We start from the raw sequence: 18196 nt of genomic DNA on the forward strand, positions 1-18196 counted from the left end.
AATGTAATGGAACATCAGCAGCATAGCTGACGTTATCCAACGCTGTCTTCTGCAGCGCCACCGCCCATCCCAGGCACCCCTTCCGACGGCATCCGGAATTGCCCCGCCTCGCCGCCGCGTTCGGACGGAGGAATAATCATGTCCGCATTGGCAAGCCTGCGCGCCCTCACGCCGCAGCAGCGCAACACCGTCGTCGCCAGCTATCTCGGCTGGACGCTCGACGCCTTCGATTTCTTCATTCTTGTTTTCGTCCTCAAATATATCGCCGAGGAATTCCATACCGACGTTCCCGCAGTCTCGGCGGCGATCTTCCTGACGCTCGCCATGCGGGCGCTGGGTGCCTTGATCTTCGGCCTGGCGGCCGACCGCTACGGGCGGCGCATCACGCTGATGGTGAACGTGCTGCTCTACTCTGTTCGAGTTCCTCACCGGCTTCTCGACCGGGCTGACCATGTTCCTTGTGCTGCGTGCGCTCTACGGCATCGCCATGGGCGGCGAATGGGGCGTCGGGGCCTCGCTGGTCATGGAGACGGTGCCGGAGGAATCGCGCGGCATCGTCTCAGGTATCCTGCAGGCCGGCTATCCATCCGGCTATCTCATTGCGTCGCTGCTGTTCTTCCTGCTGTTCCCGGTGATCGGCTGGCGCGGCATGTTTTTCGTCGGCGCGCTGCCGGCGCTGCTCGTGCTCTACATCCGCAGCAACGTGCAGGAATCGCCGGCTTTCCTCAAGCGGCAGGCGAGGGGACGCAAGCCGTTCCTCGCAGTGCTCAGGGAGAACATTCCGTTGTTCATCTGGTCGGTGCTGCTGATGACGGCTTTCAACTTCTTCAGCCACGGCACGCAGGATATCTATCCGACCTTCCTGGAAACGCAGCGGAACTACTCGACCTATACGGTGGGCGCGATCGCCATCGTCTACAATATCGGCGCGATCGTCGGTGGGCTCTTCTTCGGGGCGCTGTCGCAGCGGATCGGACGCAAGCGGGCGATCGTCATCGCCGCGCTGGTCGCGATCCCCATCGCGCCGCTCTGGACCTACGCGCCCGGCCCGGTGCTGCTCGCCGCCGGCGCCTTTCTGATGCAGTTCTTCGTCCAGGGCGCCTGGGGGATCGTGCCGGTGCATTTGAACGAGTTGTCGCCGGACGAGGTGCGGGGCACATTCCCGGGTTTCGCCTACCAGCTTGGCAACCTGCTCGCCTCCGGCAATGCGACGATGCAGGCGGGGCTCGCGGCGCGCTGGAACGGCGACTATGCCTTCGCGCTGCTGATCGTCGCAGCCGTCGTGGCGCTGGTGGTCGCGGTCCTTGCGGGCTTCGGCTACGAAAAGAAGGACGTGGGCTTCGGTACGGAGGAGGCGGCGGAGCCGGCGTCGTAGACTGAGACGCGATGCGGCTCTCTATGCGGCGAAGGCAGCCGGGCGCAATCGCGTGATGATGGACGAGAGCGATCGCTGGCACGACGATCTAGCGTGCGGGGCGATTGCCGCTGCTTGCATATGTCGCGGCGGTGCTGCTTGATCGCGGCGCGCGTGGAGCTAATAGTGCGGCACGAACGTCAACAGGATTCCCCGATGCCCTTCACCTTCAGCGCGGCCGCCGTCTGGCCGGTGATCATGCTTTTTGCCTCCAATATCTTCATGACTTTTGCCTGGTACGGACATCTGAAGCACAAGGGCGGTGCCCTCTTTATCGCCATCGCCGCGAGCTGGGGCATCGCTTTCTTCGAGTACTGCCTGGCCGTGCCGGCGAACCGCATCGGCTCGTCGGTCTATTCGACAGCGCAGTTGAAGACGATCCAGGAAGTGATCACGCTGATCATCTTTTCCGGCTTCTCGGTCTTCTATCTCGGCCAAAGCCTGACATGGAACCACGCCGTCGGCTTTGCGCTGATCGCAATCGGCGCGTCCTTCATTTTCCGGGCGTAGGGCGCGAGGCTCAAGAAAAGCGGTGAAGCAGGCGGGTGATGCCGCCTGCTTGACGTCACTCCTCGGGGACAGGCTTCGGCGTGCCGTCTTCATCCAGCGCCACCATGATGAAGGTGGCTGCCGTCACCTTTTCCATCTGGTTGTAGCGCGAACGGTGTGCCCAGGCCTCGACATGGAGCGTGATCGAGGTGCGGCCGACGCGGTCGATATCCGTATAGACCGAAAGCGTATCGCCGATCTTGACCGGCAGCTGAAAGGCCATTTCCTTGACAGCAGCCGTCACCACGCGCCCCCTGGCGCGTTCGGCAGCGCGAATGCCGCTCGCCAAGTCCATCTGCGCCATCACCCATCCGCCGAAGATATCGCCCGCGGGGTTGGCGTCGCCCGGCATGGCCAGCGTCCGGAGTGTCAATTCGCCTTTCGGCTTCGAACCGTCAGTCATTGCATTTCCTTTTTGTTGGTTGCCGCCGCGCGACGCGCGAAAATGGCAGGCGAACGGGGCAGATGGCAAGAGCGGCCTGCATACTTCTGACGCAGGGGAAGGCTTTGGACGTTGCGGGAAAGCTTCTGTTTACCATCAAAGCTTAAACTTGGGTCAAGTTGCCAATTCGCTGCGCCGTAGGCCGGGGCGGACACAAAAATGTCGTCTCCGCCATTTTCACAATTGGCACAGTCATGTTTCATTCCGGTCACGTGCCGGAGGGCGGGGGCCGGCGGGGACATTGAGTATGGCGTATGTTTCCTTCCTGCGGCGTCTGGCAGTGCCCGCGCTCCTTTCCACCGCACTGACGACCTGTTCCATCAGCGATGGCCTCGTGCCGCCGGCCAACATCGATAGGGGCACCAAGGTGAGCTCGATCACACCTGCGCCGCGTCGCGCCGCCATGCAAATGGCGCCAACCGAGATGCAGCCCTCCTATCCCGCCGCGTCAGGCGCACCTGTCTCCAGCAGCCAGGGCTCGGCCGACTATCTCGATACGCCGAACCTCGCTGGCACCGGGCATTCGGCTCGGGCGACGAGCCAGCCGATGCCGAAAAAACTGCCGATGATCGACAGCGACGAAGCGCTGGCGCAGGGGCAGGGACAGGGCCAGCCGCAGACCTGGGGAGGGGCAAAGCAGCTTGCGGTGCCTTCGGGCGGTGTCAACATGGACGCGGAGCTTGGGGTGGAGCCCGTCGTCGGGCTGGCGCAGGAAGAACAGCAGCAGATCGCCGAGGGAGATTCAGCCGAGCCGATCGTCGACGGCATCGGCACCGACAACCCGACACAGATGAACCGGCAGGCCATGCCGCAGCCCGCGGCGCAGGGCGAGATGAGCCGCGCCGCCGTCTGGAGCGATGGCCGTTCGGTGATCGAGCCGTCACGCGTTCCGGAGGAGGACGAGAGCCAGGAGGTCGCGATGGTCAGGCCGAACGATCCGATGATGAGCCGGCCAGCCCCACCCGACCCCAGCGTGATGCCGGCCTCCGAGCTTGCCTGCCGCCGCGAGCTGAAGCGCATGGGCGTGATCTTCACCGACAAGCCGCCGATTTCCAACGGGCCTGCCTGCCAGGTGCCTTATCCTGTTTCGCTGCAGGGACTTTCGGGCAATATCGGTGTCAAGCCGGCGGTGACGCTGAACTGCCAGGTGACGCTTGCCTTCGCCAAATGGGTGAAGAACGAACTCGCGCCGTCCGCCCGCTACCGCTACTGGTCGGGCATCCAGACGATCCAGCCGCTCGGCGGCTATTCCTGCCGCCGCATGAACAACAGCCGCCAGCGCTACAACCCGATGTCCGAACATGCGCACGGCAACGCGATCGACGTCGGCAAGTTCGTGCTGAAGAACGGCCACCAGATCGACGTGCGCAAGAAGGGGCTCTTCTCCTTCCGCGAGGGCAGGCTGCTGAAGGCCGTGCGTTCCGACAGCTGCAGGTATTTCAACACCGTGCTCGGCCCGGGCAGCAATCCGGAGCACTGGAACCACTTCCACTTCGATCTTAGACCGCGCAAGAGCGGCAGGGTTTACTGCAGCTGAGGGCGGTGAAGGCTCGGCGCAGCGGGCAGCCGCATTCCAGCAGACTGCCCGCATCAAGATCGGCCAAGCTTGGGAGGTCAGACTTGATGGGCCGCGAGGTTGTCGTAGCGTCTTGCCTTGTAGATCACCGCCGAGACGATCCAGCTGGCGATAAAGATGCCGACGACGGCGTAGCCGAAATATTCAAGGTCGTCGTTCATGCCACCGACGAAATCCCAGAACGCGCCTTTGAGGCCGAGCTTGTCCGAGATCAGGCCGAGTGCCTCCAGACCGCCAATGAAGACGGCGACGACGACCGATGCCGCGGTGATCGTAAGATTGTACCAAAGCTTGCGGATCGGGTTGATGAAGGCCCAGCGGTAGGCACCGGTCATCAGCATGCTGTCGATCGTATCGAACAGCGACATGCCGGCTGTGAAAAGGGCCGGAAAAACGAGGATGGTCCAGAACGACATGCCCTGGGTGGCTTGCATTGCTGAAATTCCAAGTACGCCGATTTCGGTTGCCGTATCGAACCCAAGTCCGAAGAGGAAGCCGATCGGGTACATATGCCAGGACCGCGAGACGATGCTGAAGGTACGGCGGAAAAGTCGCGAAAGAATACCGCCACCGGCAAGGACCGCATCAAGGTCTTGATCAACGAGCTTCTGGCCGCGGCGCGCACGGCCGAAGGCTGCCCATATGCCTTTCAGAATGAAGAGGTTGGCGAGCCCGATGACAAGAAGGAAGAGTGCTGAGACTGTCGTGCCGATAACGCCGCCGATTTCATGGAATTCGTCAAGCTGGGTCTGCATGGCGGCCGCGGTCGCCGCGATCGCGATTGAAGCCAGGACGACGATGCTCGAATGACCGAGCGAGAAAAAGAAGCCGACGGCGTAGGGCGACTTGTTTTCCTGCATGAGTTTCCGCACGACATTATCGATCGCCGCGATATGATCGGCGTCGAAAGCGTGGCGGAGACCGAACATGTAGGCGAGAAACGCGGTGCCCAACAGTGTCGGTTGATCGGAGAATGCGGTCCACGCCCAAATCCATGCGGCGATGTTGGCAGCGATCAGGAAAATAAAGGTCATCACGACTTTTGTTTTGATCTGTGCTGGTTTGTCGTCAAAAGGATTTGGAAGCATGTCTGTCCTCGGATTAAGAGTGTTCTGGACACCCCCGGCTTACGGAAAGCAAAGTATGAAGTCGACGGCAAAAATGCTTACTGATGCCATTAAGAAAATTTTATTCGAGGAGCTTTCATGCAGCGCGTAACGGTCACTCTTGATGATGATCTGATGGCCGAACTCGATCGGATTATCGAAACCCGAGGCTACCAGAACCGTTCCGAAGCTATCCGCGACCTAGCCCGCGCAGGTCTCAAACAGGCTTCGATCGAAACAGGTTCAATTACCAATTCGATTGGCGTCTTAAGCTACGTGTTCGATCACGAGGCTCGGGAACTGGCGCGTCGCCTTACCAGCGCATTTCATGAACATCATTCTCTGGCGGTCTCAAGCCTGCATGTTCATCTTGACGACCGTCATTGCCTCGAAGTTGGGATTCTAAAGGGGCAACCGAATGAGTTGCAGCATTTTGCTGAGCACGTGATCGCGGAAAGGTCAGTCAAGTACGGACACCTGCACATCATGCCGATCTCAACTGAAATCCCAGAGAGCTAGAGATCCGGATCGCGGTGGGACTGCGAGGAGCTGACTCCTACGCTCTAAGCTCGAAGAGTTCCGTCTGGCCCGTTCGTCCTTTGACGCTGACGATGCCGACAGCAACGAGTTCGAACGTCTCGCCAACGGCATCGCGGACGGCGCCGCTGACGAGGATCGATGTCCCATATTGGCGATTGAGGCCCTCGAGACGCGAGGCGATGTTTACGGTGTCTCCAATGGCGGTGTATTGGCGGCGTGTTTCTGCCCCGACGCTGCCCACCACGGCTTGGCCGGTGTGCAGGCCGAAGCGTGTGATGAGTACAGGCCGTCCATCTGCAGCGTTTGCGGCGTTCATGGCGTCGATCGCAGCCTTCATCGCCAGGGCACAATAGCAGCCGTTTTCGACATGACGGGGATCGTGCAAGGGAGCGTTCCACATCGCAAGAACGCCATCTCCCATATATTGCACGATCGTGCCGCCGTGGCGCTCGACAACCTCGTTGAGGGTTTCGAAATAGCCCGAGAGCAGGGCCACGACCTCCTCGGGCGAGTTCTCTTCGGAAATGGTGGTGAAGTCGCGTATGTCCGTGAAGAGCACGGTAATGTCCTGCCGGACAGCGGTGCCCACGGCAGATTGGCCTGCAATGACGATCCTGCGCACGAGTTCCCGGGGCACGTAAACCGAAAACGTCCTGATGGCATGGCGCGCAGAACTCAAAGCCTTCGCGAGCACATTGACCTCGGAAATCCAGGAATGGGCAATGCGGCTTTCGCCGAATTCAAGCTTGCCCATATGCGTTGCCTCGTCGGCGAGCCGATATAGCGATCGGCTGACCAGCCGGGAGATGACGAGCGCGATCAGGACGCCGGTGGCCAGAAAGGCTGCGGCAATTGCCAGATTGCGCTTCAGCCTGCGCTCGACCGGCCCGACAAGCTCTTCAAGCGGCGCTGCTATGACGACCGTATAGCCGCCGCGAAGACTGGCGATCCCTTCGCGAAAAACCTGTGCCAGATAGTCATGGCCATTTACGGGAAAGCGGACAACCGCGCCCGTCGCCAGACTGCGGTCCGAAGTGAGCAGGTTCCTGACGACCGGGAGCGTTGGATCTGCTTGCGCCAGCGTTGCCACGGATACCTCTTGGCCGGCGCGAAGCCGCCTCCTGACCTCATTCATCACATCCTTGTCGGAGTGGACGATCAAACCGCCTTGCTGATCAAAGACATAGCCACGTGCATGCTCCGAAAGGGCGCTGACGTCGACAACCGCTCCGAGCGTCACCAGCATGACGTCCGCCCCGATCACCACGCGGTTGTTCGGCCCAGAGGGGGTGGCTATCGTCATGGTCAGGAAATGGGTCGATGCCGAGACGTAGGGTCCGACAGACACGGTCCTGCCCTCGCCAACCGCCGCAAGATACCAGGGCCGAACGCGTGGGTCGAACATATCATCACGGTCGGCGCGGCGATTGAGCAGACGCATTTCCTTGTCGTAGAAGGTCCAGATCGTGCTGGGCGGACCATCGACCCTGCTGACGACTCGTACGGCGTAGGCAGCCTGCGCCGGGGCGTTCAAGTTGCCCCTGAATTCGGGATCCGCCGCCACTCCGAGGACCTGAACGAAACCTCCGTCGGGATAGCCTGCATAGATGCCATCGACGCGAAAGGAGGACTGCAAGGCTTTCAGGAGAAAGTCCTGTTTCGCTTTGAGATCATTGGGTGGCGCGGTCAGCATCTCCGGAACGGCCGAGGCAGTCACGACCGCCGTGTAACCGCCCTTGAAGACGTTGCGGTAGTCCTCGATCGTGCGAAGCCCGAGCTGACGCATCTGGGCCTCGCCGGTCGAAAGGGCGGCGAACCTGCCCTGAGTGTAGGTGATCCAGACGATCGGAAGAGCGGTGACAGCCAAAAGCGCCAGGATTATCACGCTCAGATGCAGCCGCAGGGGCACGGCCCAGGTGGCGAGGGTGCCTTTAATCGTGCTCCATCGGGTCTGCATTGCATGGCCTCTCGTGCTCAACCATACAATACCACTGCAATCGCAAATCGGCGCCGGCATCACTGTGCCCGTTTCCGGAAGGGATCGGGCCGTTTCCGAAGTTCGCGCCGATGAGCGGGAAAGCTTGCTTAGACGTGGCCCGCGGACGTACTATCTTGTGTTTCGCGAGCCTGCCCCAGCGCTCAGCCGAGGTGGAAGGCCCGGCGAGAGAGGGAGGTTTGTCATGAAAATCGTATCGATATTCGCAGCCGGCTTGATCGGATTATGCGGGATGGCCTCCTTTGCTTCGGCAGAGGATGCACACCCAATGTTCACTCCCAGTGATATCAAGTGGGGCCCGGCCCCCAAGGTGCTTCCCGCTGGAGCAGAAGCGGCAGTCTTGTTCGGCGATCCCACCAAGAAAGGCTTGTTTGCCCTGCGGCTCAAATTGCCGTCAGGCTATGTGGTTCCGCCGCACACCCATCCTGGGTTTGAAGTGGTCACGGTCATATCAGGGGCTATCAATCTCGGAATGGGCGAAACCGTCGATCGGAGCGCGGCCAAGGCACTGCCCGCAGGCAGTTTCTTCGCATTGCCGCCCGGCACGGCGCATTTCGGTTATTTCGATGAGCCGAGCATCATCCAGATTACGACGAATGGCCCGTGGCGCATCAGATATCTCAATCCGGCGGACGATCCTCAGAAATCGCAATAGCCGTTGCGCTAACGCAATTGTCCCGCCGCCGAGAGGGCGGCGGGGGCGTTATCGCCGTCCGGCATCGACGCTAGGCGGCCTTTTCGTAGACGAGGTCGGGGGCGACAATCCACTCGCCATGTTTGAGCGAGAGGACGTTGAGCCTGCCTTGGCGATCCCTTCCGGCAACGCCGACGAAGCGATAGCGGCTGCCGTGCCGGTCGACGACGGCGGCAGAAATCGGCTTGCCGCGAAGATGGCCGACGACGGGGCCTTCTGTTCTTGCGGCATCAAGCAGAAAATACTCATGAGGGATGTTGCGGCTTACCATCAGGCGCGATCCTCACGCTGAAGGACGGGGCTTGCGTCTGCATTCTGTCCTTTCGTGAGGCTTCCGGAGCTCGCCTTCATCTGCAAAGGTTTCGCGCGGAGACGCCTGGTCTTCTTGATCTCGATCACGAATGGCTTTTGTTGCGGCCGCATTATGCTTTCCTTTCGGTGGTGAATTGACGTCAGGCGAAGACGCACTCGATCTGGCCCAGCGGCCCGAAGTCGGCGGCCAGATGCTGCCCGGCCCACACCTGAAGAATTGTCGTGCACGACCCCGTCGCCACGACGTCGTTTGTCTGGAGCTGCCTGCCATTCGCCGTGAGCTCACCTGCCAGCCAGGCGAGCGCGTTCAGCGGGTTGCCCATGACCGATGCCGACCTTCCGGAAAAGACCGTCTGTTTAAACAGAAAGGTCGTGACTTCGAGGTCCGCGAGCTCGGCGGCTGGAAGCGCCCCGGAATGGTCGCCGCAGATGGTTGCAACATGGAGGCCGAAGTCAGCGATCGCCGCGCTGTCTCCATAGAAGACCCGCCGTGTCCGCCGGCCAATAATGCCGATCGCCGGGCGGCATGTGAGGACGGCGTCGGCCGCGCTCGCGAGATTGATCGGCTCGCCGGCATCCGGAAAGGGCCTGAGGATGGTAAAGACCAACTCGCACTGCACACCGATGGTTCCCGGCGGGAGCCGGAATTCCTTCACACCCGCAAGCAGCGCGGAAGCCGGAATTTCGGAATAGATCGGCCCTGCAAGGCCGAGGGTCCGGCGTGAGACGTCGCTCGTCCCGACGATCGCATAACCCTTGCGTTCGAAGCCGAGCGCATTCTGCGCCGTCGCCTGAATGTCGTAGGCCTCGCGATCGGAGGAAATCAGGTCGAGCGGCAGATCGCAGAGCCCGTCATGCCGACGGCTTTTTGCAAGGATATCTGCCGTGGCGTCCTTGAGTTCGAAGTACATCTCCGTGCTCCATATCGTTGGCCTTGACTCTGCCAACAAAAATGGCCCGGGGCGCGTAGGCATTCCATTCGTGGATCACAGCTAAAAAATCAAAATCTCATAGTGGTTGCGGGTCCTTGCCGTCTTGCCAAGCGGCTGAACCAGAAAAAACCGGCGAGATTGAGATGGACCTCCCGACAGAGCCGCCGCTGTAACCCTACGATGCGCAGGGGACTGGACGAGACTTCGGACCGCAAGCTACTTCCGCTCGGGCTCGAACAGAAAGTTGATGATCTCGGGTGTCGCGAGAGCAGCGTCAAATGATTCCGGAGTATTGAGCGCCTCGAGCTTTCCGAGGTTCACCGACATGCAGCGGTAGCCGAGCGATCGAAGCTCTTCGAAGATCTTCACGCCGTCGACGCCGTGCCGCGTTTCGATCTCAATGAACAAGATCGGCCGATGCTCACGCAGGACAGTTTCGCTTCCAGCGAGAACCGCATCCTCGTGTCCCTCGACGTCGATTTTCAGAAATGAGATCTTGCCCTTCGCCAGTTTCGCCAGCGCGTCGACGGTAACGACGGGAACGGTGAACTCGGTAAGCTCGACGGGCTCGCCGCCGGTGTGGAAAAGCGCAGCATCGCCCCGTTTGGCGATGCTTCCCAAGCCGTGGAGCTGGATCCCATCCTTTCGTTTGGGAACGGTCATCACGGCGACAGAATTGCCGCTCCCGCACGCAGCGCAGACCACTCGTACGTTCTCGGGAAGTGCACGCTGCAAGAAACGGGCGCGCTCGATATTGGGCTCGACGGAGACGACTTCGGCGAACATCGATGAGAGAGGCAGGCTGAACAGGCCGGAGTTCGCGCCGATGTCAAATGCTGTATCGGCTGCTGAAATTCCCCGGGAGGACAGGTAATTCACAAGTGTAGCCACCTCCGAGAGACTGCCAGGGTGGAATTGGCGCTTGACACGAAGATTAACGGACATGCGAGGATTTATTCTGTCGATCAACTCGATAGCAATACTGCGCATACTAGCTCCCTTGAACGTCGAAAATCACGTTGCCAGTGTCCAATGCGAAGCCACTCATTTTATATTCGCATAATGTCATTAATAATAGACCAGCAGTATAAATCGCTGCGAACAACAGGTGGGCTACTTTTATATCATAATGCAATAGGCCTCTCGAAAGACCACGTATTTCTACGGTTTCATCATCGTTCATGATAAGATTCTTTGTCGGCTTGCTGCCGATGAACCCAGAGGGGGCGGCGATGAGAAGGACGCTGCTTTGCATCACTTCAGCACTTGTTTTGTTTACGGCGCCTCAAGCAAGCGCATGCTCGGACATCGCGCTCGTTCTCGCAGTAGATGGCTCCGACAGCATCGATGATGCCGAATATGGGTTTCAGAAAGCTGCGATTTCCGCCGCGTTCCGCGACAAGGCGGTGATTTCAACCTTCGGGAGGCAGGGGTCGTGGCGGTTTCAGCCGTTTTCTGGGGGGACGCCAGGGCAGGGACGCAGGCGCTCGGGTGGTTCGTCATCGATGATGGTGACGATGCGGAGGGTTTCGCACGCGAGATAGACAACAATCAGCGTGCGGTCTTCGGAAATACCGACATAGGCAACGGCATCTGGTCAGCGCTCACCATGCTTTCGGATCCGAACGCATGTGCCCGCAAACTGATTGTCGACATCTCCGGTGACGGCAGGGAGACATTGGGACCGAAACGGCCGCGTGTGATCTCGCTCTATCAAGCACGCAGGCGCGCCGAGCAAATGGATGCAAGGATCAATGCTCTGGTCGTCTCCGACGATTTGGGAGACCTGGCCAGCTACTACGCCAGGAAGGTGATCCTCGGGGCCGATGCGTTCGTCATGCATGTGAAGAATTATGGGGATTACGCTGCCGCCCTTAAAAAGAAACTGATAAGGGAACTCGCGTCCGATGCGGTGGACAGCCGGTTCCACGCAAGCGCTGACTAGCGGCGCCAGGCGCAGCGGAGGCTAGACGGGGCGGGGCTTGCATTTCGCCAGTCAAAAATGTGTAGCTGAGGGCATCTAAAAGGTCTCTGAACGTCAGTCGGCCGGCGTGGGCTCCAACGCGCGCGGATCGAGCCGATGGCGAAGCAGACGGACATATGTGGGGGACGATTTATGTATTATGCCATTTTGGCCTATCACGCAGCGGGCGTGGTCGAATCCTGGACCGAGGAGGAGGATGCGGCGCTGATGATCGACCTGCTCAAGGTCAACGATCGCCTCGTCCAGGAGAAATCCCTCGGACCGGCCGCACGGCTTGGACCCACGGATCGTGCCGTCACCCTGCGCGGGAAGGGCGACGGGATGGTGACCGACGGCCCGTTCGCGGAAACCAAGGAACAATTGCTCGGCTTCTACGTCGTGGATTTTCCGACGCTCGAGGAAGCCGTCGCAGCAGCGCGTGACCTGCGTCGCGCCAACCCGACAGCCGTCTATGAAATCAGGCCGATTTCGCTCTACCTACCCGGCGCGGCTCTGGACTCCAGGGATGATGGCTAGCAGGCCTTTCGCAACGTGATGTAACGGCGAGAACGAGCGTCGCCCGGATCTGTCGGCTGCATGATGAGGTCAAGCGGTCGGGTTCGCTGCTCACTTCGACGCGCACGAAATCCTTCTACTGCTGGTTCAACCCGGTATCCTTGTGCGCGTCCATGCGCGCAACCAGCAACGAGTAGGCGACGTAGTATTTGTAGATGTTGCTGACGTACTGGACGGTTTCCCGCCCGACGATCTCGGATGCCGCGTTTTCCACGTTTCCGAACCAGACGTTGGGGTCGAGGCCCATGGTCTTTGCCTTTTCGCGGAACCTCCGCAGGTTTCCGGGGCCGGCATTGTAAGCAGCGAAAGCGAACAGTTGGCGATCCTTCACATCGAGCCCCTGATCGTCGATATAGGTGTCGATCAGGTGACGGAGGTATTTGGCCCCTGCCTCGACATTGCGGTCGGGATCCTTGTCTATTCCGGTGATGGCGATGACCTTGTCCATGGCCGTCGATGGCAGCATCTGCATGACGCCAACTGCGCCACGCGGCGAGCGCTTGGACTGGTCGAGTTGCGATTCCTGATAGCCCTGGGCCATCAGCATCAGGTAGTCGAATGAGTAGGTGCCGCCGTATTTGCGAAAGATTTCGACCAGCCGCTGAAATCGTTCCACGTCCGCTGGGGAATAGGCGCGCTTTACGATCTTGTCCTGCTTGAAATAGGTGTTGCGGAGGATGTTTCCGAACGTCGTGCCGATCTTGTGTGTCGCCACGAAATCGTTGAGCTCTTTTTTCAGTTCGGGGCTGTCCTTGCGGATCGCCCAGGCAATCTTTCCTCCGGACGCCAGGACGACATCGTGGTTCACCTTTATCCCGGCAAAGACATGCGACCAGATATCGGCCTTGTACGCATCGACGATGGTGAACGGCAAAAGCTCGGCGTTGACCATCTCCATCAGGTCCTCATCTTCGAGGCTTTCATCCATCAGGTCGATGGCGATCTGGGGCTTGTTCTGTTCGGACAGCGTCTTGTTTCGCTCCGACAGATGCTCGTAGTAGCTGCTCGATGCGCGGACGGCGACGTGCTTGCCGCCCAGGTCGTCGATGCTGGCGATTGCCGGACTGTTGGGGGCGGAGACAAGAACCTCTTCGGCATTTTTGTATAGAGGATCGGCGAAATCGACCTGCTTCAGCCGTTCGTCGGTGACCGTCAGGTTTGCCATGACGATGTCCCCATAGCCGTCGTTCAGCGCACTCAGCAGCTTGTCTCGCGGTGTAGGGACGAAGACGACGTGGATGTGCTCGATCTGCTTCTTGCGACCCCGGTTCAGGTATTTTTCCAACTCCAGCCCGAACACGACCGCAGTCCCGAACTGACGTCCCTTGTCGACGAAATAGATCGTCTTGCTGAAAGGCACCAGGACCCGAACGATGCGTCGCTCCTTCATCGCATTCAGATCGAGGATATGCTTTTCGATCAACTGGGGCCCACCCTCGGCGGCGACCGCAGGCAGCATGACGCCTGTTGATGTTGTTATGGCGACGAGCAGAAACAAAGCGTACGTGTACACCCGCATGTTGCGCCTCCCCAGCTTCGCGTAGCGACCGGACTTAGTTTACGCCTGGATCGTTCAGACGAGCAGCAGCTTCTTCAAGACCGAGAACACTTCCTTGTACGGCAGCTTGGTCGCGCCGGCGGCTGCGAATGGAACAAGTGCTGCCGCGGCCACCGGCAGAACCACACCGCGGTTGATCAGCATCGACGACAGTTTGCGCGTCTGATCATATTGCTTTGTCAGGTCGAGAGCTTCGATCGGTTGCTCGGCTTCCTGCGGATCCGGTGCAACGATGTTGCTGCCGACCAACTTGCGCTCTGCCGCCCGCTGCTGGACGGTCGCCCGGGCCGACAATGTCAGCAGCGTCTTGCTCTTGAGATCGGCAAGCGGTTTCGAAAAGGCTGAAAGCGGATAGGCGAAAAAGGCAATCACAATGATCAGCCATGCAACCATTGTTGTCGTCAGCGTCGCTGTCGAAAGTCCGCCCTGCATCAGATGTTTGGCTACCGCTGCGGCCATGCCGCTGCTGACGCCAAACACAAACAGCACGTATGCGTTCGGATAGTCGGCCAGGAACGAAAGGCCACCTTTCCCGTCAGGATGCGTCGCCACCAGACGCAGTTCGAGGCGGGCGATGCGGCGGAGCATATTCGCCCAGACAAGGTGGCGCCAGCAGCCTCGCAGAAACAAAAATACGAACATCGGAATGCTGACGAACACGCCCCACCACCCAGCGGCCGTCAGCCTGCTGGACTCAGGAGAGACGGTCGCAGACCATGTCGAGATTGCAGCCTGATTGAAGTTTGCATAGGCGAAGAGGGCCGCAACCGCGGCAAGTAACAGACAAACCAGCTCGGCCGTCCCGGAGTCGCGTTGTCGAAGGGCGCGAGCCACGTGGGCCGCAGCGGCCTCCATTGACGCAGGAGCAATCAGCGGTGCCCGGGCGAACTGTCCCAACTTTAGTTTCAGCCCGGTTTCGACATGCTGCTCGGCCAATACAAAGGCGGCAATGCCGAGGAAAAAACGGGTCCAAGGACCGGGATCGGACAGGTAGCGCCATACAGTTGGAGTTTCCGAAAACACAGTTGGCAGCGTCAGGACCAGAGGGACACCCCAGGCGATCGCCACGAACAGGACCGCTCTCCTGCCACTCTTGAGGCTGCTCTCATGCAACAAGTTCATCCGCCGCTGCAGGTCGAAGAATGGCCCGCCATGCGCCGCTAGGAAATCCAGATGCGGCTCGGTCGATGAGGGCGCCCCAGCCGTCGATGCCGTGACCTGTGTTTCGCCACCCATGTCACTCATCCCTCTGTGACCATCGACAGTCTCCACAAGCACGCGATCCTGCCCAGGCATTGCGGCAAGCACGCAGAATGTCGAACAACCAAGCCATCAGATTTCGTGCAACAGCGGAAGTACGTTACGGTAAATCGCAGTGTAAACGCGCCCATGAGCGCCCCTTTCAGGCCCTGAGATATTTCTGGCGCACCGGTCATGGCCCTGGAGGAAGTACGGGTTGTCACTGGTCGGTGAATTGATTTGCCAGGCAATCCTTGCGGGTAGATATTGACCGCAGCAGTCTTGGGAGAGACTTGCTGCGAACAGAGGGAGGGCCTCATGAAGATTCGTGATCTCCTGCAAACTGCAGCTTTGCCCACGTTGGCGATCGCCGGTCTGGGGGCTGGTGCGGCGGTAGCCGCGTTCAGCACGACTGATACCGGAACACCGGCGGAAATTTCCGCAGCCCCGCATTGTGTCCTTGTCGCCGCCATTCCGGCCCAGGTGGTGGAGGCGATGAAGGCATACGAGGAGGCGGAACCGCAACTGTGGACCGATCTCGGTTCGATGACCTATCAGATCACCACGAAAAGCGCGGATGCCCAGAACTATTTCAACCAGGGTCTCAGGATGGCCGTCAACTTCAACCATGCGGAAGCGAGGCGCGCTTTCCGCATGGCGCAACGCCTGGACCCGGATTGCGCCATGTGCTTCCTGGGTGAGGCGCTGGTGCTCGGACCGAACATCAACGTGCCGATGGACCCGGCGGCGAACGCGCCCGCCATCGCCGCGCTGAAAAAGGCGCAGAGCCTCGCCGCCGGAGCGAGCGAGAAAGAACAGGATTTGATCAAGGCGGTGGCTACCCGCTATTCGGAGGATCCAGCGGCAGAACGGCCCCAGCTCGACGCTGCCTTCGCCGACGCAACGGCTGCCCTGTCGGACAAATATCCGGATGATCTCGACCTCGCACTGCTTGCCGCCGAGGCGGGAATGGACACGCAGCGCTGGGATTACTGGCAGCCGGGCGGCAAGGAACCCAAAGGTCGGGCAGCCGATATCCAGACGCGCCTGGAAGGAGTGCTTGCCAAAGCCCCCGACAACCCCTGGGCGATCCACCTCTATATCCATCTCGTGGAGGCATCGGACCGGCCGGAGCGCGCCGAACCCTACGCCGAACGGCTCGCCGCCCTGATGCCGGGCGCAGGACACATCGTCCACATGCCGAGCCACATCTACTATCGGGTCGGCCGCTACGTCGATGCCTTCGAGACCAATAAGACAGCCTCCAAGGTCGACGAGGCCTATATCTCGCAGACGCACGCGATGGGCGCGTATCCGCTTGCCTACTACGCGCACAATATCCACTTCGTGCTGGTGTCGGCTCAACTGCTCGGCGATAAGCAGACCGTGCTCGCCGAGGCCGACAAGCTCGATAAATGGCTGAGCAACGACATCGTCGCCGAGATACCCTTCGTGCAACCGCTCAAGGCCGCTCCGTACTTCGCCCGGCTGCAGTATACCGATCCGGAGACGGTTCTGGCGATGCCCGAGCCAACTGGCGCACCGCCCTATGTGATGGCGATGTGGCACTACGCGCGAGGGGTCTCTCTGGCCGGGAAGGATGCCGCCGCCGCTCGCAAGGAGGCCGATGCCATCCAGCGCATCGCAGAAGAGAGCGACTGGTCGGCGCTGGACGCCTGGCACATTCCCGTCCGGCCCGTTCTCGATGTGGCGCAGCGCGTGGTCCTGGCGCGCGTCGCGCAGGAGAGTGGCGACAACAGCGCCGCAATCGAGCGTTGGCGCGAGGCCGCGGACGCCCAGGACGTCATCCCCTATATGGAACCGCCCTACTGGTACTACCCGGTCAGGCAGTCGCTCGGCGCAGCTCTCCTGAAAGGCGGCAAGCCGGCGGAGGCCGAACAGGAGTTCAATGCCGCACTCGAACACGCTCGAGGCAGTGCCTGGGCGCTCTACGGCCTTGAGCAAGCGGCCAAAGCCAAAGGCGATACGGCTACCGAGAGCAAGGCTGCCGCAGAACGCGCGAAGGTTTGGCGCGGCAGTCCCGACATGTTGAACCTGGAGCGGCTGTAGCGCCTCCTGCCGCCGCTTCGAGCTGGCGCATCGAAGCGGCGGCGGAGAACTTGGGGCGAGCATTGGCGCGTGGGCCGTCCGACCTGTCGACTCGGCGCCGGTCTTGCCTTGCCGAAGTCGAATGACCCGATCCGGACCGCGCTCGTTCGATTGCGCTCCAGAACGTCGCCTGCGCAGGCGCCGCGGCGGCAATTGGCGACTCCATCGGAATGCCGCCACACTTGTTACTCCCACTGTCCGATTTCCGATGCCAGACTATCTCTCGAACAATAACGAGCGATGAGCAGCGAATATCGCGCTTCAGGCACGGGGCGGGGAATTCGCCCAAATCAGGAGGTTTCGAAAGCCATGACCACCTCAACCGAGAACGAACGGAAAGGCGGACAGCCTGCCATGCACACACCGCCCATCGTGTCGCAGCAGGCGTGGGAGACTGCCCGCAAGCAGCTGCTGGTGAAGGAAAAGGCCCAAAGCAAAGCCCGTGATGCCCTTGCCGCCGAGCGGCGGCGAATGCCGTGGATGGCCGTGGAGAAGGCCTATGCGTTCGAGGGGCCCGCGGGCAGGGCAAGCCTGGTCGACCTGTTCGATGGCAGGCGTCAGCTGGTTGTCTACCGCGCCTTCTTCGAGCCGGGAGTGTTCGGCTGGCCCGACCGCGCCTGCCGGGGCTGCTCCATGGTGGCCGACCAGGTCGCCCACGTCGCCCATCTGAACGCCCGTGACACCACGCTTGTTTTCGTCTCGCGTGCGCCCCAGGCGGACATCGCGCGGCTGAAGGCGCGCATGGGCTGGGAGATGCCGTGGTACACCATTACGGATAGCTTCGACGCCGACTTCGGCGTGGACGAGTGGCATGGCACGAACGTGTTTTACCGCGACGGCGACCGCGTGTTCCGCACCTACTTCATCAACAACCGCGGCGACGAGCAGATGGGCGGTACCTGGAACTATCTCGACATCACGCCGCTCGGCCGACAAGAGGTCTGGGAGGACTCGCCAGAAGGCTATCCTCAAACCCCGACCTACAAGTGGTGGAACTGGCACGACAGCTACGTCGAGGGTGCCGCTCCCGACAAGAAGTGGGTCGAGGTGTCGGACGCCGGAGAGGCGGCGTTCCGGGACCAACACGGGAGCACGAACCGATGAGCCGGGCCTGTGCGGGTGGATCTGATGGGCGGGGAGGGCCGATCTAGGCGGCGGCGATCGTCTGTGGCAGACTGTATCGGGTACTA

At 60.7% G+C, this 18196-nt stretch carries 16 protein-coding genes and 2 pseudogenes; 9 read left to right on the forward strand and 9 right to left on the reverse strand.

The window, feature by feature from the left end:
- Positions 1-138: 138 nt before the first annotated feature.
- Positions 139-1375, forward strand: a pseudogene (locus ACPYOJ_RS02565) (MFS transporter).
- Positions 1376-1570: 195 nt separating this feature from the next.
- Positions 1571-1924 (forward strand): DMT family protein, encoded by a 354-nt coding sequence (locus ACPYOJ_RS02570; protein WP_481414856.1) that lies wholly within the window; start codon positions 1571-1573, stop codon positions 1922-1924.
- A gap of 55 nt (positions 1925-1979) precedes the next feature.
- Here ACPYOJ_RS02570 and ACPYOJ_RS02575 read toward each other — a convergent pair whose 3' ends face one another.
- Entirely contained in the window at positions 1980-2366 is a 387-nt protein-coding gene (locus tag ACPYOJ_RS02575; RefSeq protein ID WP_481414857.1) for an acyl-CoA thioesterase, read from the reverse strand.
- Positions 2363-2608: a hypothetical protein gene (locus ACPYOJ_RS02580; protein ID WP_481414858.1), complete on the reverse strand. Its 246-nt coding sequence runs from the start codon at positions 2606-2608 to the stop codon at positions 2363-2365. The genes ACPYOJ_RS02575 and ACPYOJ_RS02580 overlap by 4 nt, the downstream gene beginning before the upstream one ends.
- Positions 2609-2652: 44 nt before the next feature.
- Here ACPYOJ_RS02580 and ACPYOJ_RS02585 point away from each other — a divergent pair, with 44 nt between their 5' ends.
- Positions 2653-3942 (forward strand): extensin-like domain-containing protein, encoded by a 1290-nt coding sequence (locus ACPYOJ_RS02585; RefSeq protein ID WP_481414859.1) that lies wholly within the window; start codon positions 2653-2655, stop codon positions 3940-3942.
- A gap of 77 nt (positions 3943-4019) precedes the next feature.
- Here the strand turns inward: ACPYOJ_RS02585 and ACPYOJ_RS02590 are convergent, their stop codons facing one another.
- Positions 4020-5069, reverse strand: a complete 1050-nt coding sequence (locus tag ACPYOJ_RS02590) for a HoxN/HupN/NixA family nickel/cobalt transporter (protein ID WP_481414860.1) — start codon at positions 5067-5069, stop codon at positions 4020-4022.
- Between the two features lie 117 nt (positions 5070-5186).
- Between ACPYOJ_RS02590 and nikR the strand changes: the two genes are divergently transcribed.
- Positions 5187-5606 carry a nickel-responsive transcriptional regulator NikR gene (nikR, locus tag ACPYOJ_RS02595; protein WP_168831018.1) on the forward strand — a complete coding sequence of 140 codons (420 nt, stop codon included), beginning with the start codon at positions 5187-5189 and terminating at the stop codon, positions 5604-5606.
- Between the two features lie 37 nt (positions 5607-5643).
- Here nikR and ACPYOJ_RS02600 read toward each other — a convergent pair whose 3' ends face one another.
- Positions 5644-7584: an adenylate/guanylate cyclase domain-containing protein gene (locus ACPYOJ_RS02600; protein WP_481414861.1), complete on the reverse strand. Its 1941-nt coding sequence runs from the start codon at positions 7582-7584 to the stop codon at positions 5644-5646.
- Positions 7585-7807: 223 nt separating this feature from the next.
- On the opposite strand from ACPYOJ_RS02600, the gene ACPYOJ_RS02605 reads away from it, so the two are divergent.
- Positions 7808-8278, forward strand: coding sequence for a cupin domain-containing protein (locus tag ACPYOJ_RS02605; protein ID WP_481414862.1), 471 nt, complete (start codon positions 7808-7810; stop codon positions 8276-8278).
- A gap of 70 nt (positions 8279-8348) precedes the next feature.
- On the opposite strand, the gene ACPYOJ_RS02610 is transcribed toward ACPYOJ_RS02605, so the two are convergent.
- The 3 genes from ACPYOJ_RS02610 to ACPYOJ_RS02620 all read right to left on the reverse strand — a co-directional run bounded on the left by ACPYOJ_RS02610 (position 8349) and on the right by ACPYOJ_RS02620 (position 10551).
- A complete protein-coding gene (locus ACPYOJ_RS02610) occupies positions 8349-8588 on the reverse strand; it encodes a hypothetical protein (protein ID WP_481414863.1) in 240 nt (79 codons plus the stop codon).
- Positions 8589-8769: 181 nt separating this feature from the next.
- On the reverse strand, positions 8770-9540 hold the full coding sequence (locus ACPYOJ_RS02615; protein ID WP_481414864.1) for a 2-keto-4-pentenoate hydratase: 771 nt from the start codon (positions 9538-9540) through the stop codon (positions 8770-8772).
- Between the two features lie 237 nt (positions 9541-9777).
- A complete protein-coding gene (locus ACPYOJ_RS02620) occupies positions 9778-10551 on the reverse strand; it encodes an FkbM family methyltransferase (protein ID WP_481414865.1) in 774 nt (257 codons plus the stop codon).
- A 242-nt stretch (positions 10552-10793) separates the two neighbouring features.
- Between ACPYOJ_RS02620 and ACPYOJ_RS02625 the strand changes: the two are divergent.
- Positions 10794-11506, forward strand: a pseudogene (locus ACPYOJ_RS02625) (DUF1194 domain-containing protein).
- A 171-nt stretch (positions 11507-11677) separates the two neighbouring features.
- Positions 11678-12061 (forward strand): YciI family protein, encoded by a 384-nt coding sequence (locus tag ACPYOJ_RS02630; protein WP_481414866.1) that lies wholly within the window; start codon positions 11678-11680, stop codon positions 12059-12061.
- 115 nt (positions 12062-12176) lie between these two features.
- On the opposite strand, the gene ACPYOJ_RS02635 is transcribed toward ACPYOJ_RS02630, so the two are convergent.
- Complete coding sequence (locus tag ACPYOJ_RS02635) at positions 12177-13619, reverse strand: MltF family protein (RefSeq protein WP_481414867.1); 1443 nt, start codon at positions 13617-13619, stop codon at positions 12177-12179.
- A gap of 54 nt (positions 13620-13673) precedes the next feature.
- Positions 13674-14894: a hypothetical protein gene (locus ACPYOJ_RS02640; RefSeq protein ID WP_481414868.1), complete on the reverse strand. Its 1221-nt coding sequence runs from the start codon at positions 14892-14894 to the stop codon at positions 13674-13676.
- A 321-nt stretch (positions 14895-15215) separates the two neighbouring features.
- Between ACPYOJ_RS02640 and ACPYOJ_RS02645 the strand changes: the two genes are divergently transcribed.
- Positions 15216-16967, forward strand: coding sequence for a tetratricopeptide repeat protein (locus tag ACPYOJ_RS02645; RefSeq protein ID WP_481414869.1), 1752 nt, complete (start codon positions 15216-15218; stop codon positions 16965-16967).
- A 348-nt stretch (positions 16968-17315) separates the two neighbouring features.
- Positions 17316-18110, forward strand: coding sequence for a DUF899 domain-containing protein (locus tag ACPYOJ_RS02650; RefSeq protein WP_481414870.1), 795 nt, complete (start codon positions 17316-17318; stop codon positions 18108-18110).
- Positions 18111-18196 lie beyond the last annotated feature (86 nt).

It is taken from the genome of Rhizobium sp. SVR5-9E (assembly GCF_056755095.1).